A 26,068-nucleotide genomic window follows, 5' to 3' on the forward strand; every position below is an offset into this window, starting at 1 on the left:
AGATCTCCCTCGTGACCGAGATCCGGCTGTGGCCGAGGATCTCCATCGCGTCCCGAGAAGCCACGCCGAGCTTGTGAGCAGCGAGACCGCCGTATGCCGGAGATCACGAAGCCGGATCGATCATTCACCCCGTGATCGTCCGGGACGCCCCCGACCGCGGCGCCATCCATAGGTGGTCGCCTGTGAAACAGGGAGACACCCGACTCCTCAACCATGGGCACTATCGGGCAATGAGCAGCGCCTCTAGGCAATAAGCACCTGGTCAAGGACGTGGTTGCCGATAGCCGCCATGCTGGGATTATCGGCCGAGTAGGCGGCCAGGGCAGTGCCCATGGCAAGGGCCCAGCCCCGTGCACGCTCCCAGGTCACTTCATCGGCGTCCATGTGTGATCGGAATACCTCACGGGCGTTCTCATCGAAAACCAGCCACGCGGCGGCCAGGTCGGTGGCAGGGTCACCGCTGGTGAGATCACCGAAGTCCAGAACAGCCACCAGCCCTTCCCCGTTGAGCAAGAGGTTCCCCGGGTGCGGGTCGCCGTGGAGCCAGAGCGCGGGACCTTGCCAGGGCCGGAGGGCCGCCAACCTCTCCCAGAGGGGCAGGAGCTCAGCTGTTCGGGAAATGAACTGCAGGCGTTGCCGTACCGCTTCGTCGCGGGCGGCGAGCGGGACGCCACGGACGGGGTTATGCGGTGCATCAGGCGGTGCAGGCCGGTGGAAGCCTGTCATGAAGTTGGCCAGCGGGACGGCGATGCCGGAGCGATCGCACGGCGGAACGTCGGCGACCGTACGGCCTTCGAACCAGGGCGCGATCGTCCACGGCCATGGGTAGCCCTCGCCGGGCTCGCCAGCCCTGAGGGGTACGGGCAGCGCGACTTCGACGTGCTCGGCCAGGACCGGCAGCCAGCGTTGCTCGTTGACAAGGAGGTCGACGGCCACCTGGCGGCGCGGCAGCCGTACGGACAGGTCCGTGCCAAGGCGATAGATGACGTTGTCCCAGCCGTTGGCAACGAGGGTGAGCGGTCCCGCCAGATCCGGGTGCTGCGTGTGAATCAAGCGGTCAACAAGGTCGTCGTCGATGTCGACTTCTGTCGCCGGGGTGTTCATGCCGCAACGATATTGCGGGATGGCCCAGGGAACCCTCTATGCCTGGTCGCAGCCTGGATCTATCTCGCCGCCTGGATCGGCCGAGCTTTTGACCGCAGGTTTCCGAGTCGGCTGACTCCCTGTTTTGCAGGTGAGGACGGTCTCCGGTGCTATCCAGCCTCCCGGCGTCGTGCCCGATCGCCTACGGCCTGGCGCACCAAGCCGTACCCCTGCGGAGAGGGGCGGCGCAATGCCGGAGACTGTCCTAAAGGAGGGTACCGCCGTCCTCGGCGCGTGCCCGATGAGACGGGAAACAAGGGGAAACAGCGGGGAGTCGGAGGTGGGGGAGACGTGCGGGACCGCAAGGGAAATGCCTCCGTATTTGCAGTTCCAGTTGCAGTAGACGTTGCCGAAGAACCAGTGAACCTGGCCCAGCCGAGCGACCGCGGCCCACACGGCTCGCGATCGTACGACCTGCGTCCGCGAACAGTTCCGCATACGGGCAGCATCCCAGACCCGTACACATTCGGACCGCTCATTCCCGCTCAATTGGCGAGAGCCTTCCTCCGCTCGCTTACGGGCCCCGGTCTTCCTCCCCTCGCTTACGGCCCGGTCTCTCTCTGCCCTCGAACGCGCGGCCGGTGGCGGGGCCGGGCGGGTCATCTGTAGACGGTGGGCTTCTTCTCCTTGCCGGGGAAGATCATGATCAGCAGTTGTACGGCGCCGGCCGGGGCATCGACGACCTGGGTGACGAGCTCGCGGCCCCGCAGGTGGACCCGGACCCGGTAGGACCCCGGGCCAGCGGACGTGAGACCGGTTAGACGCTTTCCGTCACCGTCGACGAGTTCCAGCGAGCCGTTCGGACTCTCGTAGCCGACTTCGACCACCTCCTCCCAGCCCTTGAGCTCCATCGGCGGTCGCCTGGTGTAGGACTCGACGGTCACGCAGGCATGCCCGATCTCGTCGGCCGCCCAGATCGACAGGGCTCCCCGCTCGCTTCCGACCAGGTTCTCCACCATTTCGGGGACGGTGCCCTCGTATCCGTCCTCCCATCCGTCGATGGTCCAGAACTCCGTCCACATGGTGGCCCGCTTCTGCCGTACGGGCCCGATCTTCGGCCGGTGCGCCGGATGCGCCGCACAGGCCCTTTCCTTTCTGGCGACGTAGGCGTCATTTTCGGCCTTCTCCTGCTGGGCGTCCGCCTCCTGCTTCCGTGCCACCTCGGGGCACAGGCTTGCCAGCACTCCGGTCAAGGACGTCTGCGGCGCCTCCCGTACGGCCCGCGCGCCGACATCGCCCCCATGCTGTACGGCCAGGCCGCACAAGTGACGCCCCTGGGCCAGCACATCTCGGTCAGCAACCTCGTTCCACTCGGTGACACTCCACCGGTGTCCGAGGGAGTAGCCGCGGACGTCACACAGGAAGTCCTTCTCCCCCTGGCTCGGTCCCCTGGCCGTCACGTCACCGAATCCTGCGCAGTCGAGCTCATACGCGCTGCTCACCCTGGGGGGAGGGGCGGACTTCGCTGCGAGAAGGAGTGTCGCCGTGACCGTCAGGACGGCTACCGTCGTGCGGGCGAGGGGGCCCCGCCGCACGAACTCCCGCCGGGGAGAACGTACGGCGAGCAGCACCAGGAGCGGGGGCGCCAGGCAGTAGAGGTCCATGCCTGCCTGCCAGTTCACCAGGTCCGGCGGTCCCCACGCGTCCGCGCACTCCGGGCCGAGCGCCAAGTCGAATGTGATCAGCAGCAGCTCAGGGAGCAGGAGGAGAAGCAGCGCCACGGCGGCGGAGCGGGCGATGATTCCGCCGAGCAGGCTATGTCCGCTCCGGACGCTCAGCTGTCGGCCCGCGAAGGCCAAGACGATCAGGGGAGCTCCGCCGTACCAGAAGACCGGCAGATCGGTGATCACGGATTGCGGATACTCGATCAGCTCGTGGATCCGGTTGCCCAGACACTGGTCCCAGGACGTCCACGCGTAGCGCCAAGTGTTGTCATTCCCGAACAGCGATCCGATCCAGTCGCAGAGGCTGGGGCCCAGCGCTGTCACGAAGGCCGCCGCCCACAGAACCCATGATCGTCGAGCCACGACAGCGAAGACTATCTATCACCACATAGCTGGATACGCATTATGTGAACACGGTGGTTGGCGACCGAGTGGCTCGAAGGACAGGTCACTCCGAGCTGCGCGGGAACTGGGAGCAGCGGAAGGAGCCGAGGGCGCCGGCGCCGGACTGCGTGATGACGACGGTGATCGCGTCCGGGTCGATGTCCGTACGTGCGGCCAGGGCGCTCGCGGCCGTACAGGTGAGCTGCCCGATCCACAGGATCGACCGCGTGGCGCCCTGCGGCACGGCCACCGGCTTGGGGGCGGGCAGCGAGATACGCACCTTCGCCTGGCCCGCGGTGACCTTGGTCGGCGCGTGGACGGGCTGCAGCTCGCTGACGATGCCTCGTTCACGCTCCGCGGAGGTGGGCCCGTCGAGCAGGAGGTCGAGCGTCTCCTTGAGCGGCGGCCACGGGATGGGACGGGTCACGACCTGCAGATGTGAGCCCGACACGAAATAGAGCCGGGTGCTCGGGCGGAAGCCGATCGCCGGCTCGCCCCCGTCCATGACGTCGGTCGGAGTGATGCCGCAGCCTGCCACCAGTGCCATCGCCATCGCGGCCAGTGCGCGGCGCATTCCGGTCATGGTCCCTCCTCCCCGCCTCGGGGCAGGGACAGCGTGAAAACGGCTCCGCCGCCGGGCCGGTTGGCCACCTCGATGACGCCGCCGTGCAGGCGCGCGTTCTCGTGGGCGATGGCCAGGCCGAGCCCGCTGCCCTCGGATCTCACCCGTGCCACGTCGGCCTTGTAGAACCGGTCGAAGACGTGGGGGAGGATCCGCGGGTCAAGTCCCTGGCCGCTGTCCTCCACCTCGACGAGGATGTCCTCTCCCAGATCGCTGAGTCGCACCGTCACCGGAGGAGCCCCGTGGTCGAGCGCGTTTCCCACGAGGTTGGCGACGATCACGTCGAAGCGGCGCGGGTCCAGCCGGACCCGGATCCCCGGGGGCAGGTCCAGGCCGACCCGATCGGTCCAGCCACGGGTGCGCAGGCAGGCGCGGACGGCGTCGGCCGCGTCGATGTCGTTGAGGATCAGCGTGGCCGCTCCGGCGTCGAACCGTGAGATCTCCATGAGGTCCTCGACGAGCCGCACCAGCCTCCCGACCTCCAGGTTCATCAGGCGGGCGGCCTTTCCGAGATCACCTTCGAGGCGACCGGCCTCCTCTTCGAACATGTCCGCCATCACCAGGATGGAGGCCAGGGGAGTACGCAACTCGTGGGACACGTCGGCGACGAACCTGCGGGCCTTGACCTCCATGCCCCGCAGCTCCGAGACGTTGGTCTCAAGGGCGGCCGCCGTGGCGTTGAAGGTGTTCACCAGCCTGGCCAGCTCGTCGCTGCCGCTCGCCTTCAGGCGCGTGTCCAGCTCGCCCTCACCGAGCCTGCGCGCGGCCCGGTCGAGATCGCGTACCGGGCGCAGCACCCCACGGGCGGCGACCAGGGCGAGCACCACGGCCAGTACCACAACGGGGATCACACCTTGTTGTGCCGCGGTGACCAGCGCGGCCTCGTCCCCTTCCTCTTTGGTGAGCGGCGTCACGAGGTAGACCTCCACGCCCGACGGGGCCGCCTTCTTGCCCAGCATCACCGGCGTGCCGACCACCAGGTACGGAGTGCCGGAGCTGATCACCCGCTGGTAGAAGAGCCGGTTCCGCTCGACGACGGTGCGGCGCAACTGAGGGGTGACGGCGCCGATGTCGTCCCGGGAGGCGATCAGCCCCGAGTCGCGGTAGGCGGCGGCGCCGGTCGCCTCCAGGAACGACGGCGCCACCCGGTTGGCCAGCTGTTGCAGCGCCGCGCGGTCGGGCGGGTGCTGCATGTTCTCGGTGAGGGTCGCGACGCGCAGCCGGAAGTCGTTGACGACCGACCATTCCGTACGCGTGAGCATGAGGTCGCGCGCCTGACGGTAGATCAGCCCGGCGGCGGTGAGCGCGCTGAGCCCGGCGAGGAGGACGAAGACGACCACCAGGCGGGCGCGCAGGCCCCGTACCGAGATCGGGAGGCGGAGCCGCCGGGACACCGGGTTCACAGAGGTCCGAACCGGTACCCGAACCCGCGTACGGTCTGCACGTAACGAGGCCTGGCCGGGACGTCCTCGATCTTCGTGCGCAACCGCTGCACGCACGCGTCCACCAGGCGCGAGTCGCCGAGGAAGTCGAGCTCCCAGACCGACTCCAGCAGCTGCTGGCGGCTGAACACCTGGCTGTACGCGGCGGACAGCTCCAGGAGCAGCCGTAACTCCATGGGCGGCAGCGTGAGCGGGACCCCGGCCTTGGACACGGTGAGCGAACCACGGTCGATCACCAGGTCACCATGGGTCTCCTGGACGGTGACCGCCGACGCCGCAGGGCCCACACGGCGCAGGACCGCGCGGATCCGCGCTTCCAGCACGCGCGGGCGGACCGGCTTGACGACGTAGTCGTCGGCCCCCGCCTCCAGCCCGCTCACCACATCAAGGTCATCGCCGCGGGCTGTGAGCATGACGATGGGCGTGGGGCCGCCCGCCCGGATCCGGCGGCACACCTCGAACCCGTCGAGTCCTGGAAGCATCAGATCGAGCACGACGATGTCGGCCGGAGCCTGCGACAGCCGCTTCAGGCCGTCCTCGCCGGTGCGGGCCACGTCGACGTCGTGCCCGTGCCGGCCGAGTGAGAGGCGAAGGCCCTCCCGTACGGACGGGTCATCCTCGATCACCATCACTCTGGCCACCGCTCAATTATCCGGCGGAGCCCGACGGCTTACCCGCAATTGGGACATCTATTACAGGCTCATGACATTCCGGTCATGATCAGCGGACATTCCGCTGCCAGCATCGAGCCCGTTCCTGACCAGTGACGTCTGTGTCCGGTGCGTGTCGGTGGAGCTGTTCCGACCCGTCACCGCTGAGGAGGATGTATGCGATTCGCCCGTACCGCCCTGATGGCGGCCGCTCTCGGCGTCGCCATGCTGACCGTGGCCGGACCGGCCATGGCCGATGACAGGCCCCACGCCACTCCGAGTCCGGTGCCGAGCAAGCAGGCCGCCCGCCCGAGTCCGGTGCCGAGCAGGCAGGCCGCCCGCCCGAGTGCCGTGCCGAGCAGGCAGGTCACCCGCCCGAGTGCCGTGCCGGTGGCCGGCTCCCGTACGGAGGATCCGCGGCAGGTCGTGGAAATCCCGAGGGGTGCTCCGGAGACCGGCGGTGGCCCCGGCGCGAACCCCCTGCTCCCGCTCGGTGGAGCCCTTCTCGCCGCGGGGGCCGGGACGGGCGTGCTGGTGCTGCGCCGTCGTGCGCACGATCAAGCCTGAAATGCCCCGAGTGCGACGCGTCGGCGGCCGTCATGCCCTGGGCCTCACGGCCGCCGCCGCCATCCTGACAGGGGCCGTATTGGTCATGCTGCCCCCGGAAGATCCCCCCGCGCCGCCACCCGTATCCGCACAGGTGGGCGCGCCGTCGCCCCCCGGCCCGTACCGAAGCCGTCCCGTCTCAGCCGACCCCGTTCTCGTACGGTCCGAGCCCCGGCGCCTGGACATACCGAAGATCGGCGTCCACGTGTCCCTCGGCAGGCTCGGGCTCAAGCCGGACGGCACGGTGCGGATCCCGCCGGTCGAGCACCCCGAGTGGGCGGGCTGGTATGAGAAAGGGGCCTCTCCCGGGGAGCGAGGGGCGGCGGTGATCCTCGGCCACGTCGACGGAGGAGGTCGCAAGGGCGTCTTCTTCGACCTCGGGCGCATGCGCGCCGGTGACGCCGTCTCCGTGACCCGTACGGACGGCTCGGTGGCCCGGTTCGTGGTGGAGTCGGTCGAACTCGTTCCCAAGAACAAGTTCCCCAGCCGGCGCGTGTACGGCCCGCTCGGTCACGCGGGTCTCCGCCTGGTGACGTGCGGCGGCACCTTCAACCGGCAGACCGGCCACTACACGGGCAACGTGATCGTCTACGCCTATCTGACCTGACCGGCCCAGACCGCCCGGGGCCGGCAAAGCCGCCTTCAAGAGTTGATCTGCGGCAGTATGGCCGGTGGGACGTGCGACGGCGCGCTGGACGTGGAGAGCCGCATGAAGGACTCAGAGGTGGGGGCCTATCTGGCCCGGATTGGTGCCGCGCGGCCCGATCGCCCCGACGCCGAGGCGCTGCGGCGGTTGCAGCAGGCGCATCTGCTGTCGGTGCCGTTCGAGAACCTCAGCATCCACCTGGGCGAACCGATCGTGCTCGACGAGCGGTCGCTCGTGGAGAAGATCGTCGATCGCCGGAGGGGCGGGTTCTGCTACGAACTCAACGGGGCGTTCGGCACGCTGCTCACCGCGCTCGGCTACCGGGTGACGCTGCTGCAAGCCCGGGTCTTCGACGGTGATCGTGCCGGGCCTCCTTTCGACCACCTCGCCCTGCGGGTCGATCTGGACGAGCCGTGGCTGGTCGACGTCGGTTTCGGGAAGTTCAGCCGGCACCCGCTGCGCCTGGCGGCGCGGGATGACCAGCACGATCCGGACGGGGTGTTCCGGATCATCGAGAACGGCCGGCACGGGGACGTGGACGTCATCCTGGACGGCAGGCCCGAGTACCGGCTGGACCTGCGGCCGTACGAGCTGAGCGACTTCGTCCCGACCTGCTGGTGGCAGCAGACCTCGCCGCGGTCCCACTTCACCCGGTCGCTGACGTGTTCCCTGATGACCGACTCCGGGCGGATCACCCTGAGCGGCGCCAAGCTCATCAACACCGTCGACGGAGAGCGCCGGGAGTTCGTCCTGGACGGCGACGCCGACGTCCTCACCGCCTACCGCACGTACTTCGGCATCACCCTCGACAGGGTGCCCACCGTGCCCGCCGCGCCGGAGTGAGCGTTCACTCGGCGGGCGGTGGGCGCACGGGGCAGGACGGCATGTTCCTGAGCAGGTCGGCGAGCTGGCGGGCGTTGGTCTGGGCGTAGTCGCGGTAACAGTTGTTCATGAGCACATGCGTGCTGGCGGTCTCCCTTGCGAGCTCGCACAACTTCGGCGTCCACTCCTTCAGCTCCTCGGGAGAGTAGAGGTAGCCGAACCGTTCGTAGATGTCCCGGCTGGTCCACTTGTCGCTGTGGCCGTGGAACCGCACGATCTCCAGATCGGACGTGGCCGCGACGACCGGAGGGATCGAGCACGGGTACCCCTGTGGCATGTCGAGGCAGACGTACGGGATGGCATACGAGCGCAGGAAATCGAGGGTCTCGGCCTGGTTCTCCTCGGTCATCCAGGTCCTGTTGCGGAACTCGACCGAGATCCTCAGCGGTTCGCAGCGTCGCTTGCACTCCAGGATGTAGTGCTTGTTGCGCTTGCTGATCGGGAACCAGCGCGGGAACTGGAACAGCACCGCCCCGAACTTCTCCGCCTTCCAGAGCGGCATCAGCGCGGACACGAAGCGCTCCCACACCTGGTCCACCAGGGCCGGATCCAGATCCTTTACGTAGAGGTTCTTCTTGCCGGGCGCCATCTCGACCCGCAGGTCCTTCGGCAGCGCCGCGGGACGGGTCGGATGACAGGTCAGCAGTGAGAACGCCTTGACGTCGAAGGTGAAGTCCCGCGGTGTCCGCTCCGCCCACAGCCGCGCCGTCTCCTCGGCGGGCGTCGCGTAGTAGGTCGAATCGACCTCCACAAGCGGGAAGACGCGCGCGTAGTACCGCAGCCTCTCCTCGGGCGTCGTGACGTCCGGCGGATACCAGCCGGACCGCAGGAGCGTCTTGTCCGTCCACGACGCCGTGCCGACCAGGATCTCCCCCACGAGGGCGGCCGTTACCGGGCTCCGTGCCCCGTGCGGCGCCCGAGGAGGTGGTAGGTCTCGCCGCGCGTGATGTAGCGGACCCGGCCGGACAGCCCGAGACGGTTGACGTGGTGGCGGAAGTCGTCCAGCCCCGAGGAGAACGCCTCGTAGTCGTCGTAGTGGACGGGCAGGGTGTAGCTCGGGTTGATCAGCTCCACCCAGTGGGCGCCCTGCGTGCCGTCCATGGTCACCAGCAGCGTCCCGAGCAGCTTGGTGCCGCCCAGGTGGACGATCGCGAGGTCGATCTCCGGGAAGCGCTTGGGGATCGCCGCGAGGCGTTCGTCCAGCAGAGTGTCCCCGCTGATGTGGAGGCGAAGGCCCACCTCGCCGCCGCCACGGCCGAACTCCAGCATGCTCCCCATGACCGGTGGCAGCAGCTTCTCGGCGAACCCCGGCGCGTGGCGTGCCGGCAGAGCGGTGATCGTCAGGGTGTTGTCCCCGCGGCGCAGCCTGCGGTCCTGCCAGGTCTCCAGGCTGATCGCGTTGCGGAACCCCTGGCGCGTGAGCCGCTCGGCGGCGTGGGGGGTGGTGATGATCGGCAAGTCCGGGTCCAGCCCGTCGCGTGCCACGCGATCCCAGTGGTCGCCGTGCATGTGGGACAGCACGACGGCGTCGACTTCCGGAAGCAGGCTGATCTCGATCGCCGGATTGGTGCGACGGCGGGTGCTGATGCCCCATCCGAGATAGGCGCGCTGGCCGCGATGGAGGAAGTTCGGATCGGTCAGCAGGGTGAAGCCATGAGAGCGAATCAGCGTTGTGGCGTTTCCGATGAAGAAGACACTCGCTTCTGCTGCGTCGGGCATCTCAATCCCCCCCGTCTCCTGATATTTCAGGTTAAGCACACGGGACGGCATCGCCTCGGCTCGGGGGCGGCATAGTAGCTGGTCAGGGGGCTCACTCCTCCGGTCCGTACGGCCGGCCCACGTATGAGTGGAAGCCAACGCGCAATATCCACAGCATGTGGACAAGGGGGAGGCGTGGTGCCCCCGGATGTTCTTCGCGGCGGGATGTTCTCGCGGCGCGGGGGATCAGACGACGGAGAAGAGGTCGAGGGCTCGGCGGCCTACGTGGGGTTCGAGCGCTTCACCGGTGGCGTCCACGGGCGGAAAGGGAGCTTCGTGCTGCACCACACCGCTACGGGCTCCGCCGGCGAGCAGTCGCTGAGCTGGACCATCCTGCCCGACTCCGGAACCGGTGAGCTGCTGGGCATCCGCGGCGGGGGCCAGATCATCCCCGACGACGGCGAGCACTTCTTCCACCTGGACTACGAGCTGGACTGACCACAAACGCCCTGCGGCACCATTGCCACGGCCGGGGTCCCCCGGGACGTACGGCCGTCGTCTGACCGTGTACGACCGGACGGGGCCCCCAATGGAGTACGGCCGGCTCGGGTCGGGTCGCCAGTCCCACCCGAGCCGGCCGTCCAGCCCGCCTCGTACCGTCGGCGCGCGACTCTCCGCCGGTGCGCGCGCCAACCGGTCAAGCTCGATCTAGATGCGGAATAGGCCGGAAACGCCGGCTAGACCGGATACTCCACCTGTCTCAGCTCGCGTCATCTGTCTCAGCTCGCGTCGGCGCAGATCACGTACACGCTGATCCCGACCGTGGCGAAGTTGTTCTGGCGGCCGAGGCCGATCCAGCCACCGGCGTCGTCGGTGGGGAAGGAACCGACCAGGATGGCGTCGTTGCCCTGGGCCTCGGCGCCACCTCCGATCGCCCTCTTACCGCTCGGGCACCGGATCGTACGCCGTGCGAAGTTGGCGACGTTGGCGTTGGGCAGTTTGAGGAGCTGGTAACCGCTGAAGTCCGCGACGGCGCCGGGACCTGCCGGCGTGGAGTCCGCGTACGACGCCGGCACCGCCACCGCCGCCACACCCGCGCTGCTGACCACCGCGGTCAGTGCGAGAGTCGTAAGCCATCTGGCTTGCATCTGTTCTCCTTGGATAGTCCCCCGTCCACCCGAGGCGAGCCCCCAGGCGGTTTCCGGCAGGCGTTCTACCGGAGCGGGAAGTGCTCACTTCGTCACTCACAGTAATCATCTCCAACTCTGAGTGTCCATTCTGGGGAGCGCGGCCGTGTCGTAGCACTCAGGAGAGACCCACCCACGCCTCCCGATCTGCTCCGACGCGTGGGTCAGGAGCTGAGATACAACCCCGCGAGCTCGCGCGCGGTGGACTCCAAGCGCTCGCGCAGCTCGTACGGCTTGAGCACCTCGACCAGCGCGCCCAGCTTCATGAACTCGGTCTGGGCGTGGTCAAGGGACTCGATCGGTACCACGGCCGTCACCCAGCCGTCCTCGTCGGGGGCGGTTGAGGTCGCGTCGACGGCCTGCGTCACGGCGGTGCTCATCAGCTCGCCCATACGCCGCCGTCCGGGAGGCGAGAGCCGTATGGTCGCCTCGCCCTGATAGAGCCGGGCGCGGAACTCCGCGAGAAAGGACCGCCAGTAGCAGGCGATGTCGAAGTCCGGTGGCCGCTCGAAAGTCTGGTCCAGCACGGTCAGGCTGAGAACCTGATGCACGCGGTACGTGCGCACGTGCTCGCCGCCGCGCGCCACGAGGTACCACTTCCCGCCCTTGAGCACGACGGCGTAGGGCTCCAGGATCCGCGTGACCCGCGTCGGCTCCTTCCAGCGGCGGTAGCAAACCTGGATCACGCGCTCGTTCCACACCGCGTCGGCGATCGGGGCGAGATGGGGTGACTGCTCTCCGTCGTAGTACCAGCCGTGCGCGTCCAGGTGGAACCGCTCCTGGATGCGGGCCGCCCGGTCACGCAACTCGGCCGGGAGTGCCGCCTGGAGCTTGAGCTGGGCCGCCGTCACCACCGCACCGAGCCCGAGCTCGGCCGCCGGCCCGGGCATCCCGGCCAGGAACAGCGCCTCGGCCTCGTCAGGGGTCAGCCCGGTCAGACGTGTGCGGTAGCCGTTCAGCAACTGGTAGCCCCCCGCCGGGCCCGCGTCTCCGTACAGCGGGACGCCCGCCGCGTGCAGGGACTCGACGTCGCGGTAGATGGTCCGTACGGAGACCTCAAGGGTCTCGGCCAGTTGGCGCGCGGTGAGCCGGCCTCGGGTCTGGAGGAGGAGAAGGATGGAAAGCAGCCGACTCGCGCGCATATCGCTGACAATACGTGTCAGTATGCGCGGCCTACGGTCCAATAGTGGCTTTTACCGAAAAGTACCTTCGTATATCGCCCGTGATCGAGACGGCCGGTAGGCAGATCAAGCGCTATCACGTCAGCACCCTCGACACCGAGATCGAGGAGACGATCCAGCGAGCGGCCTACGCGTTCCTGCCCCGGCTGCTGCCCGAACTGGACGAGACCCCGCCGGTCGCCTTCACCGTCCTGCACCGGGCGAAGGAGGCCGCGTACCTCAACGCCTACACCTGGGTGTGGGACAACGTGCTGGAGTGCCATACGGCCGCGGCCGGCATGCCCTTCCTGGGCTGCGACGACACGGACCCGGCCAACTTCAAGGAACTCCCGAAGCCGTGGATCGGCTGCGTCTGGGAGCTTCCGCCTCTGGAGCACGAGAGAGCGGCCTGGGTACGCCACATGCTCGCACCCGACATCCCTCGCCTTTCCGCCTATCTCACCGACGTGTCGGCCGAGGGCATGGTGGGCGGCTGACCGGCTCCCGTACGGGCCGATGTCCGCTCTCGGACGAAACCTCCGAGGTGGGCCGTCCGATCTCCGTACGGAGTAATGCCTGATCAGGCCGTTGGTCGGCTCTTACCTGAAGGGCTGAAGCTCGTAACGGATGTCGCAAAGAGGCTTCCGTATCGGAAGATTGTGGACAACCGCTTCTCGTGCGACCCGGGGAGGGAGCCGATCCCTTGCTAGGCTGCAAGCATCTGTTACGAACCCGGCGTCGTCTCATCCTCGGCTGATGAGACCGTTGAGAAGTGGGGTTACACCGTGAAGAAGCTGCTCGTTCTCGCGCTCGTTGCCCTCGGGGGGCTACTGGTCTGGCGCAAGGTGCAGGCTGACCGCGCCGAGCTTGATCTGTGGACTGAGGCAACCGGCAGCGAGAACTGACCATCTGGGCTGCCGATGCGGGTGCGTGAAATGGTTCCGGATCAAGGCGGAGGTGATGGCATGACCAGCGCCTCACCCATCAAACTTGCCTGCCTCGATCTGGCCGGCACCACGATCGGTGACATCGCCATGGTGGAGCGGGCGTTCGCAGAGGCGATCGCGACGCAGGGCATAGTCCCCGGGACCGGGGCATATGCGCGGGCCATGGTGCACGTGCATCGGTCCCGGGGTTGTCCCAAGATCGAAGTCTTCCGGGGCATCTTCCCCGGCAACGAGGCCCAGGCCCAGGCGGCCAACCTCACGTTCGAGCGCTCCTACGAGGACGCGATCGAGCGGTCCGGCCTCGTCCCCGTGCCCGGCACCGTCGAGGCCCTGGAGAAGTTACGGGCCTCCGGGGTGAAGATCTGCGTGATCACCGGCTTCAGCCGCGCGACTCTCGGCCGGGTGCTGAGCTCCGTCGGCTGGATGGACAAGATCGACCTCGCCCTCTGCCCTGAGGACGCCGGACGGGGGCGTCCCTGGCCCGACATGGTGCTCACCGCGGTGCTCCGGCTCCGCATCGACGACGTCCGTCACGTCGCGGTAGCAGGCGACTCCGAGAGCGACATGCTCTGCGGGAGCCGCGCCGGCGCCTCGATCGTGGCCGGCGTGCTGACCGGCGTCCACAGCCACGAACGCCTCATGCGCGGCGGCGCGACACAGATAATCGACTCCATCGCCGACTTCCCCAGCCTCATCCTCAACAGCGAACCGAGCCGGGCACCGGTAGCCACTTCCTCCCGGTAAGCTGTCCTCCAGCACGGGGCCTTAGCTCAGTTGGCAGAGCGCCTGCTTTGCAAGCAGGATGTCAGGAGTTCGAATCTCCTAGGCTCCACCGACAAGAAAACCCAGGTCAGGGATGCTTTTCCCTGCCTGGGTTTCTCGCTTTAATCGGCCGCTTTTCGCTTCCGTGCCCGTTGCGTGCCCGATGCCTTCTGTAGCTGGTCTCTGGCGAGGCTGTCGAGCTTGTCGGCGACCTGACGCTGACGCTCGTTCGAGCCGTGTTGGTAGACCATGGCGGCCCGAGTGCTGGAGTGGCCCATGCGATCCATCAGCTCCCGGATCGACGCCCCGGCGTTCGCAGCGAGGGTGTTGCCGGTATGGCGTAGGTCGTGAAAGTGGATCTTCGGTAGTCCGGCATCGGCGAGCGCCTTGCCCCAGAATCGCCGATTGAAGTTGCTGTTCCAGCTCACTGGCATCCGAAGCCTTCGCCATCCGCGTCCTGGACGCCATACACCACGGCGACACGCCGGCCATCCGCCACACGACGGCACCCACCTGCTCTAAGCCCCACCGGGAGCATTGCCGAATTGTTCTTGTGAGTTATCAAGGCGACGGCGCTCCGCGCCGCCGCACGGCCCGCCGCCCGCCTGCTCGGCCGGGCGTGCGGCGTAGGCGCCGGTCCCGGCCGGCGGCGGGAACACGGGCCGCCCGCCGCCCGGAGCATCCGCCACACCAACGCGACCCGCCACCCCAGGGCGCGCCGTCGCCGACCCCGCTACCCACACCACTGATCGCGATGCGGGTCCTTTGTCGATCAGACACGGCATAGCACGCCATCCTGCGCACTCCCGTAGCGACTGGCCTACCAGATCCACAAAGCGTGTTGACGGCCCTCAGCAGCGTTTTCAGGGATCACGAGATGCGCGGCCTCCGGACCTTTGCGGGAGTCAGAGTCCAATGGAACGGCAAACCGGTGCTCACCGGAGTCCACCGCAAAGAACCTGTCCGGTACCAGCTCGTATTCGTCGATCACCTTGCCGATGTAGTAGCGCATAACGACAGGCTCATTTCCTTTGGGAAACCGCCAACCCGAGCATCCATACAGACCGAAAGGATCTGCGAGTGCTCGCAGGACCATGCCATCAAAATGCAGCTCCACGTAGTCACGCACAAAACAGATCGCACTCACTTCGCGTCCCACGAGCAATGCGAGTCCTTCATGCGAGCACTCTGTGCCGACCATGTGTTCATACTCGCATGGAAGCATGGCACGGGTCCCGTCCTCCTCGCTGGTCGAGTGTCCCGGTTGAGGCCGCCGAGTCAAGCGCCTTCGGCGTCGCTACGCGATCAACTTCGTTGACCCTTGACACGGCGGCCTCGCCCTGGGGATCGGCAGCTACGAGGAGGACGGGAGAGGACCAGGGGACGCGCGGGGTACTGCAAACGCGTACTGCAACAGCCCTACACAACCGCTCACGATCACGCCCGTCGGCCACCGTCGCGAGCCAGGCCGCGGTCCCCGGATCATGGGGCGAACGGTCCTGATAAGGAAGACGTCAGCTCATCGACATCGTGCTCCGAACCGGTGAAGGTTTCTGGACACCCCAACAGGCGGCGACTTAGGGTTCTGATCATGAAGCGTTCGACGGTCGCGATGCTCGTGGTTGCTTGCTTGGGAATCGGCACAGCTGTGATCGCTCCTACCGCAAACATCTGCTGACCTCTGGCTGCACCGCTGATGACGACCAGCTCGCCGCATCTCTGGCCACGCTCGGTATCCTCGATGTTCATCCGCCGACGGCGACCCCCGAAGGGAAACGCGATTCTGCTTGCGAAACTGACGACCGAGTAGTGGCTGTATGGCAGTCCTACCGCCACTCTGGCTCGCGAGTCGATTTGCTGTCCTTCTATCAAGACTTCGCAATCAAGGAAGGCTGGAGTCCGGCCCCGGATAATCAAGGTGGGGAACTGAGTTGCTTCATCAAATCCATCGAGGGGAAGGATATATACCTTTCCGTAAAATTCCCCAGTACGGATCGCGAGGAGTCCCGCGAGGGATTCGACGTCAACGTCAGCGCTTCTTTGCGTGGCGAGGGCTGGTGTCCGTCTTGATAAGGAAGCGGTCGCCGAGCAGTCGTCCGGGCATCGCGGGTTGCAGTTCAGGGTGATCCAGGGGCGTTCAGAGCAGACCGCGCATGCCCACTGACCTGCATTGAACCGTCTGGAACCATGATCGTCCGAGCTTTTAATCCGATTGCAGACCAGCAGCGCTGCTGGTTTCACAGAAGCCGTAAGGAATCAACCTGTCGGCGTGTCGCGGTGCTCTGGTGCTGTAGCGAGGAGATCGGCCGCGCTGCGATAGCGGGTAGGTGCTCGGTCGGGAAGGTGGCCTTCCTGCTCCAGCAGCGGGCGGACCCATGCTCTGGCGTTGCCGATGGTGCGTCTGCTCACCTGAAACAATTCCGCCACCACATCCCAGCTGCAGACCTTGCGTAGGCCGAGAATGACCGCGAGGACACGCTCGGCGTCGGTGATCTTCTCGTTGAAGACACCACCGCGGGCTGTCTGCTGTCGATCTCCGCCGCGCTGGCGATGCTTGCGCCGCTCAGCCTCGGCGGCCTGGCGCTTCGACAACCGCTTGATCAGCCGTTCCAGCTCAGGTCGACTTATGCCGGTCAGAGCCGGATCGCCGAGGGCGTCCAGCCGGTTCGGCCGGGCCGGCATGGTGTCGCTGTCCAGAAAGGCCCGAAGGGCGGCCACGCTGGTGAAGCGTAGGACGGTGGGGTTGGTCGTGTGCTTATGCTCGGCCAGGAGCTTGGCGGTCTCAGCGATCGCCATGCCGATGGAGTAGGTGTTGACTTCGATCATCTCGGACAAGACCCGCTGAGAGCAGATCTGCCGCTGGTAGACGACGGTGAGCAAGACCTTGTCGGCGTCGCTGAGCAGGGGTCGGCCGTGATTGCCCTTGGCTTGGCGGCGCGGGCCGCCGCGCTGCTGGAAGTAGCGTTGTTCGGCACGGGCCGCCTGCGCCGGGGCCAGGGAGGTGGCCAGCTCACCCAATGCTTGGCGGCTCATGCCGGTCAGGCGAGGGTCGGCCAGGGTGCGCAGGGCGCAGGCCCGGATCTGGTCGCGGTCACTGGCTTGGATGACAGCAGTCTTGTGGTCTGCGGCCGGGCCGATGGTGTAGTTCCACATTCCGCGCTGGGCGTGGGACCTGATCGGCAGTGCGTTCATGCGCTCAGTGCTGACCGACACGCCCAGCGGGTAGGCGCCGGAATCGAGTTCGGCCTCGACGCGCAGCCCGGTGCGTGTGCGGGTGGCGGCGATGCTGTTCACGACGACTTCGTGGCTGGTCAGGGGCCTGCCCCGCCAGTTCATCGTGATGTGGGAGAACAATCGATGCTCAATTTTGTTCCATTTGGAGGTGCCCGGCGGGAAGTGGCAGACCGTGATGGTCAACCCCGTCTCGGCGGCGAAGTCGGCAAGTTCGGCCTTCCAGGCCCGGTAGCGGTAGCTGTTGGAGCCGCCGCAGTCTGCTGTGATCAGTAACCGGGAGGCGTCCGCATAGTCTGCTCGGCCGCGGGAGTGCCACCAGCGGCGGATCGAGGCCACCGCGAACGCCGAGGTGTCGTGGTCCACCCCGACGTTCACCCAGCCCCGATCGGCGGACAGGTCGTAGATGCCATAGGGGATGGCATGCGGGACATCCGGGCCGGAGAAGAAGAAGCTGTGGTCTTCGACCTGAACCGGGTCGCCCTTGGGGCGCCACTGCCGCCCGGCATTGGGCATCTGCCCAAGCTGCTCCTTCTTCTTGGTATCGACGCTGATCACCGGCTGCCCGGCGGCCTGGTGCTCCTTGACCTGCTCGTTGACATAGCCGAACTGGGCATCTCGGTCGGGATGCTGCTTGCCCTCCAGCGTCTTGGTGTTGGCCTGCAGGCTGAAGCCTTGCTCCTTCAACAGCCTGCCCACCGTCGGGGCGGAGACCGGATGCCCTTGCCGGGCCAGTGCCTCGGCCAGGTTCCGCAGCGACTTGGTGGTCCAGCGCAGCGGCGACATCGGATCCCCGCGCTCGTCTGGCTCTACCAAAGCCAGTAGCGCCGGAACCAGCTGCAGATCTTGATCCTCAGCAGCCCTTCGTCCTCCTCCTGGCTTCCTGACTCGACCGTATGGGAGTGGATTGTCGCCAGCCTCAAGTTCGAACACGCCGTTGCGGACGGTGGTCTCGCTGACACCGGCCACCTGGGCGACAGTCCGCACCCCGCCGTGACCGAGCAGCCGGGCTTCGGTCGCCAGCAGCAACCGCCGCTGTCGTTCGTTCAGATGAGGCAGCAGCACGTCGAACTTCACCGAGAGTTGCTCGCGGACCTCGCTCGGGATGGGCATATCCTCCCAACGAATCAAAGATCGGAAAGCAACGCCTTATTTCTTGACGGCTCCAGTGCGTCCGGCATCGCTGCCAGCACGCGCCGGGCAGGGCAGCAGCCACCGCGGACACCAGACCGGTGTGGGCATCAGAGATCACCAGTTGCACGCCCGATAGTCCGCGGGCCACCAGGCCACGCAGGAAGGTCAGCCACTCGGCGCCGTCCTCGGCCGAGGTGACCTCCAGACCGAGGATCTCGCGGTTGCCGTTGCTGTTGACCGCGGTGGCCACCAGCACGTGCACGTTGATGGTCCGGCCGCCCTCGCGGACCTTCTGGGTCAGGGCGTCCAGCCACACAAAGCAGTACGGGCCGGCGTCCAGCGGCCGGCTGCGGAACGCCTCCACCTGGCCGTCCAGCACTTTGGCCATCTCCGAGACCTGGCTTTTGGAGATGTGCTTGATCCCCAGCTGCTCGACCAGTTTGTCCACCCGCCGGGTCGACACGCCCAGCAGATAGGAAGTGGCGACCACGCTGATCAGCGCCTGCTCGGCCCGGCGCCGGCGTTCCAGCAGCCAATCGGGGAAGTAGGAGCCCTGCCGCAGTTTGGGGATGGCCAACTCCACGGTGCCGGCGCGGGTGTCCCACTCGCGAGTGCGGTAGCCGTTACGCCGGTTGGTCCGCTCCCCGCTGCGCTGCCCGTACTCGGCACCGCACACCCCGTCGGCCTCGGCCGACATCAACGACTCGGCCATGGTCTTCACCATGGATCGCAACAGATCCCGATCCCCGGACTCGATCTGCTTCGCCAGCCAGCTCGCAGGATCCACACTGTCGTTGACGGCCATCCTGTTCTCCTTCGATCTTGATCTTCGCACTCGAAGGATCACGCGATGGCCGTCCTCATTTCACGACGCCACGCTGACTACCAGCGGAAACTCGTACACCACCTCCGTGGACGCAACCGACGATTGCTCCTGGTTCCTCCGTAGCGGTGCGTAGCTCACATGATCTCGCATGGACATCCTCCAACCTGCTAGTTCGGCAGCTTGGCTGTACAGCCACCGGTACAGCCAAGAGCACGGATGACTACGGATTCCGGCGAACCATGACGGACGCCGTACGCCCAGGTGAGAGCCGTAGACCTTGATTGAATCGTCTTCCTTAATCCGCAGGTTTCCGAGTCGGCTGGCTCCCTGTTACGCAGGAGTGAGGACGGTCTCCGGTGCTATCCAGCGGTCAGACAAACGCGTTATCGACGCGGCAGCTTGGCCGTCCCCTCGATGCTTTAGTTGAGGACGGAGAGTGGCGGAAGGGGGCCGAGGCCGAGATACCGGCCTACGGCGGCTAGGGCCGAGCAAGATCGGCGTACGTATCTGCAAGCAGGATGTCAGGAGTTCGAATCTCCTAGGCTCCACCCCAGCTCAAAGGCCACATCCCAAGATCGGGAAGTGGCCCTTTTTGACGCGTACAGCAGCACACCTCCTCTCAAGCTGCCCTGGCGACCGCCTGGCCCACCCCGAAAGTGTCCTAAATGTGAACATAGGGCTCTAGTGTGATCACCGTGCGTAAGTCGATCATTGCGGCTCTTGCCGCAGCAAGTCTGCTGTTCACCGCCGGTACTCCCGCCTTCGCGGCCACCGACACTCATTCGCACACAGCCTCGGCTCGCTGGTGCGGACAAAAGCAACCCTCAGGCAGGTACTACTACAAGCACAAGAAGCACTGGGACTGCATCTCGCCCGGCGCCTTCTGCGCCGAGTCCCAGTACAACGATTACGGATACTCCATGCGGGCCGCCGCCCACACGACGCGCTACAAGTGCGTCCGGTACCCCAGCAACACCTGGCACTGGAAGCTCGTCGGCGCCTAGCAATCGCCGATGCAACTGAACAAGACTCAGACGGTACCGTCGAATCAGACGTCAATTTGCGCGGCTGATCGGCGGTACCGCATTTCTTTCATTTCCCAGGAGAACTGACCATCAGTGCCGCCATGGCGTTGTCAAGATCTTGCCACGCGGCCAGCGCTTGCCGTGAAGGTCGGATCGTTCGGCTTGGCGGACCTGGCGGATGAGTTCGGCGGGGCCGTCCTGGGCGAGGATGTCGAGGACTTGCCGCCAGGTGGCGAGTCCGAAGCGATCGACGAAGCGTGACGCGCCATCGCTGAGGAGCGCCGCCGCTCGGATCTGGTCGGCGGGCAGTGTTCCGGTGAGCGCTTGCTCGGCGGCGAGCGGATCAGGGGCCGCGACCCAGAATCCGCCGTCGCGGTTGTGGTGCGGAGCAACGGGGGCGGACCAGGGAACGGGCCGCACATGCCACGCCGCCCGCAGGTCGCCGGGGTGATCGCCGTGCCATTAGCGTGCCATTAAGGGCGGTGAACAGCGGTCAATCACGGACTGGTCTCTGTGCAGGTCGAGGCCGTTGCGGCTGAAGATCAGGCCGATTTGCAAGCAGGATGTCAGGAGTTCGAATCTCCTAGGCTCCACCGACAAGAAAACCCAGGTCAGGGATGCTTATCCCTGCCTGGGTTTCTCGCTTTAGTCGGCACTTCTTCGCGGTCGTAGCCGCGGTCACTGAGGACGACATCGGGGCGCCGACGAGGCCGGCCGCTCCGTCACGGACGAGCGGGATGGCCTCCAGCAGCGGCGCCAGCTGGGTGACGCAGCTCAGCGTGCACCCGGCGATATCCCACGTCGGGGTACCCCTTCGCCAACCGTACCACCAACTCCCAGATCTCCCTGCTCACCCGAGGGAGGGCGGACCGGCGCGGATACGTCTACCGGCGTCGGGCCAAGTGGTGGTGCCAGACCAGTGGCGTGCCCGGAGTCATCAGCCGGTGAGCCCGCAGCCCCGCTGGCAAGAACCGATCTTGTCTGAGCCGCCGTCTCGGGTTGATCCGCAGGTCAAGTCCCCTGCGACGACTTTTGAAGCAGTGCAGGCTGAACGGCTACCGCGGCATCCTGGGCTTCGTCACCCTCGTCCAACGAAGCGGTTGATCCACTTTTCAGACGTCGTCCGCGGCGACTGCCAGTCCTGTGAGCGAAATGTCTCGTACTTTGGGCTGATTGTGGATGGCGGGGGCTCTCGTACCATGAATTCGTGCACGGCCTCATTCGCTCCGTGTGGTACGAGCCCCGTTCCCCCAACGCACCGCGGCGGGTGTGGCGAGACTGGGTGCTCGCGGGGGTGTTACTGCCGGTCGCGCTGCTCGAAGGAGTGGTGCGGCCTGACATGCCCTCACGGGTCATTTCGGTGAGCCTCGCGGTCGGGCTGGTACCCACCTTGTTGTGGCGCCGCACCCAGCCATTGCTGATGGTCGTGATCGCGTTCGGCGTGTCAGGTGTGGCCCAGGTGCTGGCGGGTGGCGAGTCGCCCGAGTCCAACACCATGATTTATCTGCTTCTCCTGCCCTATGCGCTGTTCCGGTGGGGGTCCGGGCGAGAGGCGATCATCGGGTTGACGATCATTCTCGTCAAAGCCACGTTCTCCGTGGTTATGGACTATCCAGGTCCCGCCGACACCGCCGCCGCCTTCGCCGTCACGTTCTCGGTGATCGCCGTGGGAGCGGCGCTCCGGTACCGGACAAGGGCGCGGACGCGGGAGCTTGACCAGGTCAAGCTGCTCGAACGTGAGCAACTGGCCCGAGATCTGCATGACACCGTCGCCCATCACGTCTCGGCGATGGCGATCCGGGCGCAGGCAGGGTTGGCGACGGCGGCGTCGCGGCCGGACGCCGCCACCGAGGCGTTGCAGGTGATCGAGGCCGAGGCCGCCCAGGCGCTCGCCGAGATGCGCGCCATGGTTCACGTCCTCCGCCGGAACGCGCCCGCTGACCTGGCGCCTGGGGGGAGCATCGCTGATCTCTCCCAGCTCGTAAGCCCGGGACAATCCGGCCCGTCCGTCCAGGTGGAGATCGAGGGTGACACCGTCGGCCTCCCCCCTTCCGTCGAGGCCGCGATCTACCGCCTCGCCCAGGAGTCGGTCACCAACGCTCGGCGCCACGCGCGGCACGCGACCCGCGTCCTGGTTCGGGTCAGCGCCGACGACACGTCGGTCCGTCTGTACGTGAGCGATGACGGCGATCCCGTTCGCCCCGCGGGGACACCCGGTTACGGGATCACCGGCATGATCGAACGGGCTGATCTCCTCGGGGGGACCTGTGTGGCGGGCCCCAATCCCGAGCGGGGATGGAGTGTCACCGCCGTGCTGCCGCGTACCGGAGTGGCCAGGTGAGCATCCGGGTGCTGGTCGCCGATGACCAGGAGATCGTCCGTACCGGACTGGTGATGATCCTCAACGCGCAGCCGGGGATCGAGGTGGTCGGCGAGGCTGCCGACGGGCGGCGAGCTGTCGAACTCGCCCGGCGGCATCGGCCGGATGTGTGCCTTTTTGACATCCGGATGCCCGTGCTCAACGGCATCGAGGCCACCCGGATGCTCGCCGGGCCCACCGTCGAGGATCCACTCGCCGTCGTGGTCATCACCACCTTCGACCTCGACGAGTACGTCTACGCGGCGCTGCGCGCGGGAGCCCGGGGGTTCCTGCTGAAGAACGCCGGCGCCGAGTTGCTCTCCCAGGCCGTTCACGCCGCGGCGGCCGGTGACGCCCTCATCGCTCCGAGCGTCACTGCCCGCCTGCTCACCGCCTTCGCGCACGCCGGGCCCGCCGCGCCGTCGGCCAGTCCCATCGAGGCGCTCACCGAGCGTGAGGAGCAGATTCTCGTCACGGTGGCCCGGGGGCGTACCAACAGTGAGATCGCTGACGAACTTCACATCTCACTCAGCACCGTCAAGACCCATATCGCCAGCCTGATGGCCAAGCTTGGCGCCCGGAACCGGGTGGAAATCGCCATGTGGGCGTACGAGACCCATCGGGTCAGAAACTAGGGTCTGCGGATGACCCACGAGGAGATCGCCGTCGCCATTCGGGCGAGGATAGAACACGGTCATCCACAGGCTGGAGAGTGCGGCGGCAAATCCGCGGACAACGATAATCCGTCCTGCCATGCGGTGCCAGCCGGCTTCCGAGGACGGAACCTCTTCGCGAACTGGCAGGCGCCCGCAATGCCGTAGAGCGACGCTCCGAAGATAGGCAACACCACAGGTAGGGGTGTCGCGAAGAATCGCGCGTTAGCTGGGTTGACCGCCGCACCACCTGCCAATTCTCCCAACGCAGCGCACCGGCGACCACCGGAATAACACCGAGAATGATCAAGCCGGTGGGGCCCATTCATCCGGGGTCTTTGGCGTCCCCGTCCGCCGGCTGTGCCTTCTGGGGCTTGGTGCCCTCACACTGCTTTCGGTCATGAGGCGATCGTGGCTTCTTCGCCCATGTCCGCTCATCACACGAACGGCCCGATTCAGGTGAGCCGATCGTCCAGCGATCAGGCGTACTTTCGGCTGATTCGGTGGTCTGGCCGCGTTTCTTAGCCTTTGACTGCCTCCCCACCCGCATTGACTCGCATAAGGAGATGGCGATGAAGGCGTTCGTCTCACGCTCGTACGGGCCACCCGATGTCCTGACGCTTACCGAAATCCCCGTCCCCGTTCCTCGCGACGACGAGGTCCTGGTCCGGGTACGTGCCAGCTCCGTCAATCCGTACGACTGGCATAACATGCGCGGCGAGCCGTACCTGGCCCGCCTGATGCCCGGCGGGCTCGCGCTCCGCACCCCCAAGGTCACCATCCTGGGCGCCGACATCTCCGGCCAGGTCGAATCCATCGGCAGAAACGTCACGGAATTCCGCCCCGGCGACGACGTCTTCGCTGTCATCAGCGGTGGCGGCTTCGCCGAATATGTCTGCGTCCGCGAATCCGACCTCGCTCCGAAGCCGGAGAACCTCTCGTACGAGGAGGCCGCCGCGGTTCCCATGGCCGCCAACACCGCCCTCCTCGCCCTGCGCGACGAGGGTCATATCCTGCCCGGCCAGCGTGTTCTCATCAACGGTGCGTCCGGTGGGGTCGGCACGTTCGCCGTGCAACTCGCCCGCGCCCTCGGCACCGAGGTCACCGGCGTCTGCAGCGCCCGGAACGTGGACCTGGTCCACTCCCTTGGCGCGACCAAGGTCATCGACTACACCACCCAGGACTTCACCCGCGAGATCCAGCGCTACGACCTGTTCCTGGACATCGCCGGAAGCCGAACGGTCTCCGCCTCCCGCCGCACCCTGCGCCCCAAGGGGGCCTACGTGGTGGTCGGCGGCCCGCCCGGTCGCTGGATACAACCCATGGGCCATGTGCTCTCCGCCCTGGCGGTATCCCGCTTCGTCGGCCAGCGGATATCGATGGCAGACGCCCTTAAGTGCCCCAGCCCCAAGCAGAACCTGCAGACGTTGAGCGCATTCCTGAACGACAAACGAGTGATCCCGATCATCGACCGTCACTACCCCTTCGAAGAAATCCCCAGGGCAGTCGGCTACCTGGAGGAGGGCCACGTTCCCGGCAAGGTCGTCATCTCCGTCTGACGACGCCCTCACCGGAGGCGTCCACACGTGACGCGCCACGGCCTACAGCCGGTACGGAGCCGACGAGGGCCCGCCCAAGGCGACACGGGGTGTCAGGTGCGACTCCCTTTTCTTGGTGAGGCATCCGCCGGTGACCTTGTTGTCACAGACGATGGTGTTGCCGCGCACGGTGTCGTTGATGCCGGGCGCGAGCAAGACACGGTCAGGCTGGCTGCCACAGTTCGATCCGATTGCCCTCGGGATCGGTGACCCAGCCGAATCTACCGACACCCTCCAGGTCCTGCGTCTCTGCGGCCACGTCCGCTCCCTTGGCGCACAGCTGTGCCAGATAACAAAGAGGCAGTCGCAACAGGAGGCCCGTGTGTGGCCGGCTCCAGCAGTGGGGAATCAGGCCGGCACGGCCGCGTAGATCCCTGACGGGAGCCGAGTTCACCGGATCACCCGGTGGCACAGAATTGAATTCTTTATGTTTCAGGCAAGCGGTCGGTCGGTTTCTGGGCCAGTAGGTAGGCCTGGCGCGTCGTCTCCGTACCCTCATTGGGCTCGCGTATCAACCGGGCGTGTAGGACCAGCTTGGCCTGGCGCAACACTTCGGCGACGTGGTCAGGTTGCCGTCGTTGGAAGTCGAGCGACACAGGGTGGCCGAACGGCTGCGCCAGGTGCAGAGGCTCGTCGCCGACCTGGAAGGCGAGCAGTAGGTGGCCGCCCGGGACCAGCACCCGGTTGAACTCGGCGAACACCTCTGGCAGCCGTTCCAGCGGGGTGTGAATGATCGAGTACCAGGCCACGATTCCGCCGAGGGTGCCGTCCGGAAGGTCCAGGGCGAGCATCGAACCCTCGTCGAACCGCAGGCCCGGATGCTCCCGCCGGGCGAGCGCGATCATCCGAGGTGACAGGTCGATGCCGAACACGGACAGCCCCAGAGCGTGCAGGTGCGCCGCCACGCGGCCGGGGCCGCAGCCGATGTCGGCGACCGGCCCCGCGTCGTCGGCCCGCACGAGTTCGGCGAAGCCGGCGAGCATGGCCCGGTCGAGCGGGTTGTGCTGGAGATCGTCCTGGAATCGATCGGCGTAGTCTTCGGCCACCGCGTCGTAGAACGCCCGGGTTGTGCTCAGGAAGGCCGGTTCGGTCATGGCGGAACACTGTAGTGCGCCCACGGCGCCGCAGTCGCTATCGCCTGTTTCGTCGGCACGACCGTACGGCGTGTCATGGACCATCACACCACTTCCAACGCTCTGACCCGAGGCGCATGCCAGATGGTGCCGGCGTCCGCGGGCTTGCTCGTCGGCGGCCGAGCCGACCGCGATTCGGGCCAGAGACCGGCCGTAACGCTCCCTACCCTTTGCTCCGAAGTCCGAACGAGCGGAGGAGCCCAATGACGATTCTTGTGACCGGAGCCCTCTCTGTCAGACTCTTGTGAGACATAGGACGAATGAGTCCTCATGATGTGAAACAGAGCTAGACAGGACGATCGAGACAGTGACGATG

The 26,068-nt window shown here is 66.6% G+C and carries 27 protein-coding genes, 1 tRNA gene and 1 pseudogene; 12 read left to right on the forward strand and 17 right to left on the reverse strand.

The features are described from left to right. Nucleotides 1-243: 243 nt before the first annotated feature. From AB0B89_RS19680 to AB0B89_RS19700, 5 genes are all read right to left on the reverse strand, one after another. Nucleotides 244-1,104: an aminoglycoside phosphotransferase family protein gene (locus AB0B89_RS19680; RefSeq protein WP_358554456.1), complete on the reverse strand. Its 861-nt coding sequence runs from the start codon at nucleotides 1,102-1,104 to the stop codon at nucleotides 244-246. Nucleotides 1,105-1,742: 638 nt separating this feature from the next. Then, on the reverse strand, nucleotides 1,743-3,170 hold the full coding sequence (locus tag AB0B89_RS19685) for a hypothetical protein (protein WP_358554459.1): 1,428 nt from the start codon (nucleotides 3,168-3,170) through the stop codon (nucleotides 1,743-1,745). An 85-nt stretch (nucleotides 3,171-3,255) separates the two neighbouring features. Then, the gene (locus AB0B89_RS19690; protein ID WP_358554462.1) at nucleotides 3,256-3,774 is read right to left on the reverse strand and encodes a hypothetical protein; all 519 of its coding nucleotides are present in this window, start codon (nucleotides 3,772-3,774) and stop codon (nucleotides 3,256-3,258) included. Continuing rightward, entirely contained in the window at nucleotides 3,771-5,216 is a 1,446-nt protein-coding gene (locus tag AB0B89_RS19695) for a HAMP domain-containing sensor histidine kinase (RefSeq protein ID WP_358554465.1), read from the reverse strand. Before AB0B89_RS19695 ends, AB0B89_RS19690 begins: the two co-directional genes overlap by 4 nt. Next, nucleotides 5,213-5,896, reverse strand: coding sequence for a response regulator transcription factor (locus AB0B89_RS19700; protein ID WP_358554468.1), 684 nt, complete (start codon nucleotides 5,894-5,896; stop codon nucleotides 5,213-5,215). Before AB0B89_RS19700 ends, AB0B89_RS19695 begins: the two co-directional genes overlap by 4 nt. A 186-nt stretch (nucleotides 5,897-6,082) precedes the next feature. Here AB0B89_RS19700 and AB0B89_RS19705 point away from each other — a divergent pair, with 186 nt between their 5' ends. From AB0B89_RS19705 to AB0B89_RS19715, 3 genes are all read left to right on the forward strand, one after another. Continuing rightward, on the forward strand, nucleotides 6,083-6,472 hold the full coding sequence (locus AB0B89_RS19705) for a hypothetical protein (RefSeq protein ID WP_358554471.1): 390 nt from the start codon (nucleotides 6,083-6,085) through the stop codon (nucleotides 6,470-6,472). Nucleotide 6,473: 1 nt separating this feature from the next. Beyond that, a complete protein-coding gene (locus tag AB0B89_RS19710) occupies nucleotides 6,474-7,118 on the forward strand; it encodes a class F sortase (RefSeq protein ID WP_358554474.1) in 645 nt (214 codons plus the stop codon). Between the two features lie 102 nt (nucleotides 7,119-7,220). Beyond that, on the forward strand, nucleotides 7,221-8,000 hold the full coding sequence (locus AB0B89_RS19715) for an arylamine N-acetyltransferase (RefSeq protein ID WP_358554477.1): 780 nt from the start codon (nucleotides 7,221-7,223) through the stop codon (nucleotides 7,998-8,000). Nucleotides 8,001-8,004: 4 nt separating this feature from the next. Here AB0B89_RS19715 and AB0B89_RS19720 read toward each other — a convergent pair whose 3' ends face one another. Beyond that, nucleotides 8,005-8,916 carry a DUF72 domain-containing protein gene (locus tag AB0B89_RS19720; protein ID WP_358554479.1) on the reverse strand — a complete coding sequence of 304 codons (912 nt, stop codon included), beginning with the start codon at nucleotides 8,914-8,916 and terminating at the stop codon, nucleotides 8,005-8,007. Between the two features lie 11 nt (nucleotides 8,917-8,927). Then, nucleotides 8,928-9,758 (reverse strand): MBL fold metallo-hydrolase, encoded by an 831-nt coding sequence (locus AB0B89_RS19725; RefSeq protein WP_358554482.1) that lies wholly within the window; start codon nucleotides 9,756-9,758, stop codon nucleotides 8,928-8,930. A 177-nt stretch (nucleotides 9,759-9,935) separates the two neighbouring features. Here AB0B89_RS19725 and AB0B89_RS19730 point away from each other — a divergent pair, with 177 nt between their 5' ends. Further along, the gene (locus AB0B89_RS19730) at nucleotides 9,936-10,235 is read left to right on the forward strand and encodes a DUF3224 domain-containing protein (protein ID WP_358554485.1); all 300 of its coding nucleotides are present in this window, start codon (nucleotides 9,936-9,938) and stop codon (nucleotides 10,233-10,235) included. A gap of 281 nt (nucleotides 10,236-10,516) precedes the next feature. Here AB0B89_RS19730 and AB0B89_RS19735 read toward each other — a convergent pair whose 3' ends face one another. Then, on the reverse strand, nucleotides 10,517-10,885 hold the full coding sequence (locus AB0B89_RS19735) for a hypothetical protein (protein ID WP_358554488.1): 369 nt from the start codon (nucleotides 10,883-10,885) through the stop codon (nucleotides 10,517-10,519). A 203-nt stretch (nucleotides 10,886-11,088) separates the two neighbouring features. Continuing rightward, nucleotides 11,089-12,066 carry a YafY family protein gene (locus tag AB0B89_RS19740; RefSeq protein ID WP_358554491.1) on the reverse strand — a complete coding sequence of 326 codons (978 nt, stop codon included), beginning with the start codon at nucleotides 12,064-12,066 and terminating at the stop codon, nucleotides 11,089-11,091. Nucleotides 12,067-12,146: 80 nt separating this feature from the next. Between AB0B89_RS19740 and AB0B89_RS19745 the strand changes: the two genes are divergently transcribed. From AB0B89_RS19745 to AB0B89_RS19760, 4 genes are all read left to right on the forward strand, one after another. Then, nucleotides 12,147-12,581: a hypothetical protein gene (locus tag AB0B89_RS19745; protein WP_358554494.1), complete on the forward strand. Its 435-nt coding sequence runs from the start codon at nucleotides 12,147-12,149 to the stop codon at nucleotides 12,579-12,581. A 288-nt stretch (nucleotides 12,582-12,869) separates the two neighbouring features. After that, the gene (locus AB0B89_RS19750; RefSeq protein ID WP_211264163.1) at nucleotides 12,870-12,989 is read left to right on the forward strand and encodes a DLW-39 family protein; all 120 of its coding nucleotides are present in this window, start codon (nucleotides 12,870-12,872) and stop codon (nucleotides 12,987-12,989) included. Between the two features lie 60 nt (nucleotides 12,990-13,049). Then, nucleotides 13,050-13,775: an HAD family hydrolase gene (locus AB0B89_RS19755; RefSeq protein WP_358554498.1), complete on the forward strand. Its 726-nt coding sequence runs from the start codon at nucleotides 13,050-13,052 to the stop codon at nucleotides 13,773-13,775. Nucleotides 13,776-13,790: 15 nt separating this feature from the next. Then, a tRNA-Ala gene (locus AB0B89_RS19760) sits at nucleotides 13,791-13,863 on the forward strand. A gap of 52 nt (nucleotides 13,864-13,915) precedes the next feature. On the opposite strand, the gene AB0B89_RS19765 is transcribed toward AB0B89_RS19760, so the two are convergent. The 5 genes and pseudogenes from AB0B89_RS19765 to AB0B89_RS19785 form a co-directional block, all read right to left on the reverse strand. Continuing rightward, nucleotides 13,916-14,221, reverse strand: a complete 306-nt coding sequence (locus AB0B89_RS19765) for a tyrosine-type recombinase/integrase (protein ID WP_358554501.1) — start codon at nucleotides 14,219-14,221, stop codon at nucleotides 13,916-13,918. A 392-nt stretch (nucleotides 14,222-14,613) separates the two neighbouring features. Next, on the reverse strand, nucleotides 14,614-14,994 hold the full coding sequence (locus AB0B89_RS19770) for a hypothetical protein (RefSeq protein WP_358554504.1): 381 nt from the start codon (nucleotides 14,992-14,994) through the stop codon (nucleotides 14,614-14,616). 281 nt (nucleotides 14,995-15,275) lie between these two features. After that, complete coding sequence (locus AB0B89_RS19775; RefSeq protein ID WP_358554506.1) at nucleotides 15,276-15,542, reverse strand: hypothetical protein; 267 nt, start codon at nucleotides 15,540-15,542, stop codon at nucleotides 15,276-15,278. Between the two features lie 507 nt (nucleotides 15,543-16,049). Continuing rightward, a complete protein-coding gene (locus AB0B89_RS19780; protein WP_358554509.1) occupies nucleotides 16,050-18,137 on the reverse strand; it encodes an ISAzo13 family transposase in 2,088 nt (695 codons plus the stop codon). Nucleotides 18,138-18,186: 49 nt separating this feature from the next. Then, a pseudogene (locus AB0B89_RS19785) lies at nucleotides 18,187-18,963 on the reverse strand (IS256 family transposase); the annotation flags it as partial. A 716-nt stretch (nucleotides 18,964-19,679) separates the two neighbouring features. Between AB0B89_RS19785 and AB0B89_RS19790 the strand changes: the two are divergent. Continuing rightward, the gene (locus AB0B89_RS19790; RefSeq protein ID WP_358554512.1) at nucleotides 19,680-19,988 is read left to right on the forward strand and encodes a hypothetical protein; all 309 of its coding nucleotides are present in this window, start codon (nucleotides 19,680-19,682) and stop codon (nucleotides 19,986-19,988) included. Nucleotides 19,989-20,099: 111 nt separating this feature from the next. Here AB0B89_RS19790 and AB0B89_RS19795 read toward each other — a convergent pair whose 3' ends face one another. Next, nucleotides 20,100-20,429, reverse strand: coding sequence for a hypothetical protein (locus tag AB0B89_RS19795; protein ID WP_358554515.1), 330 nt, complete (start codon nucleotides 20,427-20,429; stop codon nucleotides 20,100-20,102). A 787-nt stretch (nucleotides 20,430-21,216) separates the two neighbouring features. Here AB0B89_RS19795 and AB0B89_RS19800 point away from each other — a divergent pair. The 3 genes from AB0B89_RS19800 (at nucleotide 21,217) to AB0B89_RS19810 (ending at nucleotide 24,580) form a co-directional block, all read left to right on the forward strand. Beyond that, a complete protein-coding gene (locus AB0B89_RS19800; RefSeq protein WP_358554518.1) occupies nucleotides 21,217-22,350 on the forward strand; it encodes a histidine kinase in 1,134 nt (377 codons plus the stop codon). After that, a complete protein-coding gene (locus AB0B89_RS19805) occupies nucleotides 22,347-23,003 on the forward strand; it encodes a response regulator transcription factor (protein WP_358554521.1) in 657 nt (218 codons plus the stop codon). Before AB0B89_RS19800 ends, AB0B89_RS19805 begins: the two co-directional genes overlap by 4 nt. A gap of 590 nt (nucleotides 23,004-23,593) precedes the next feature. After that, the gene (locus tag AB0B89_RS19810) at nucleotides 23,594-24,580 is read left to right on the forward strand and encodes an NAD(P)-dependent alcohol dehydrogenase (RefSeq protein WP_358554523.1); all 987 of its coding nucleotides are present in this window, start codon (nucleotides 23,594-23,596) and stop codon (nucleotides 24,578-24,580) included. Nucleotides 24,581-24,622: 42 nt separating this feature from the next. Here AB0B89_RS19810 and AB0B89_RS19815 read toward each other — a convergent pair whose 3' ends face one another. Continuing rightward, entirely contained in the window at nucleotides 24,623-24,775 is a 153-nt protein-coding gene (locus tag AB0B89_RS19815) for a hypothetical protein (RefSeq protein WP_358554526.1), read from the reverse strand. Nucleotides 24,776-25,044: 269 nt separating this feature from the next. Continuing rightward, nucleotides 25,045-25,713: a class I SAM-dependent methyltransferase gene (locus AB0B89_RS19820; RefSeq protein WP_358554529.1), complete on the reverse strand. Its 669-nt coding sequence runs from the start codon at nucleotides 25,711-25,713 to the stop codon at nucleotides 25,045-25,047. Nucleotides 25,714-26,068 lie beyond the last annotated feature (355 nt).

The sequence above is a fragment of the Sphaerisporangium sp. NPDC049002 genome, from assembly GCF_040649355.1.
Classification (GTDB): Bacteria; Actinomycetota; Actinomycetes; order Streptosporangiales; family Streptosporangiaceae; genus Sphaerisporangium.

Excerpts from the sequence above, each read along its gene's own strand:
- AB0B89_RS19820 (WP_358554529.1), bottom strand. The coding sequence starts at position 25,713 with ATGACCGAACCGGCCTTCCTGAGCACAACCCGGGCGTTCTACGACGCG.
- AB0B89_RS19715 (WP_358554477.1), top strand. The coding sequence starts at position 7,221 with ATGAAGGACTCAGAGGTGGGGGCCTATCTGGCCCGGATTGGTGCCGCG.
- AB0B89_RS19755 (WP_358554498.1), top strand. The coding sequence starts at position 13,050 with ATGACCAGCGCCTCACCCATCAAACTTGCCTGCCTCGATCTGGCCGGC.
- AB0B89_RS19710 (WP_358554474.1), top strand. The coding sequence starts at position 6,474 with ATGCCCCGAGTGCGACGCGTCGGCGGCCGTCATGCCCTGGGCCTCACG.
- AB0B89_RS19775 (WP_358554506.1), bottom strand. The coding sequence starts at position 15,542 with ATGAACATCGAGGATACCGAGCGTGGCCAGAGATGCGGCGAGCTGGTC.
- AB0B89_RS19725 (WP_358554482.1), bottom strand. The coding sequence starts at position 9,758 with ATGCCCGACGCAGCAGAAGCGAGTGTCTTCTTCATCGGAAACGCCACA.
- AB0B89_RS19690 (WP_358554462.1), bottom strand. The coding sequence starts at position 3,774 with ATGACCGGAATGCGCCGCGCACTGGCCGCGATGGCGATGGCACTGGTG.
- AB0B89_RS19780 (WP_358554509.1), bottom strand. The coding sequence starts at position 18,137 with ATGCCCATCCCGAGCGAGGTCCGCGAGCAACTCTCGGTGAAGTTCGAC.
- AB0B89_RS19740 (WP_358554491.1), bottom strand. The coding sequence starts at position 12,066 with ATGCGCGCGAGTCGGCTGCTTTCCATCCTTCTCCTCCTCCAGACCCGA.
- AB0B89_RS19810 (WP_358554523.1), top strand. The coding sequence starts at position 23,594 with ATGAAGGCGTTCGTCTCACGCTCGTACGGGCCACCCGATGTCCTGACG.
- AB0B89_RS19770 (WP_358554504.1), bottom strand. The coding sequence starts at position 14,994 with ATGGTCGGCACAGAGTGCTCGCATGAAGGACTCGCATTGCTCGTGGGA.
- AB0B89_RS19705 (WP_358554471.1), top strand. The coding sequence starts at position 6,083 with ATGCGATTCGCCCGTACCGCCCTGATGGCGGCCGCTCTCGGCGTCGCC.
- AB0B89_RS19735 (WP_358554488.1), bottom strand. The coding sequence starts at position 10,885 with ATGCAAGCCAGATGGCTTACGACTCTCGCACTGACCGCGGTGGTCAGC.
- AB0B89_RS19680 (WP_358554456.1), bottom strand. The coding sequence starts at position 1,104 with ATGAACACCCCGGCGACAGAAGTCGACATCGACGACGACCTTGTTGAC.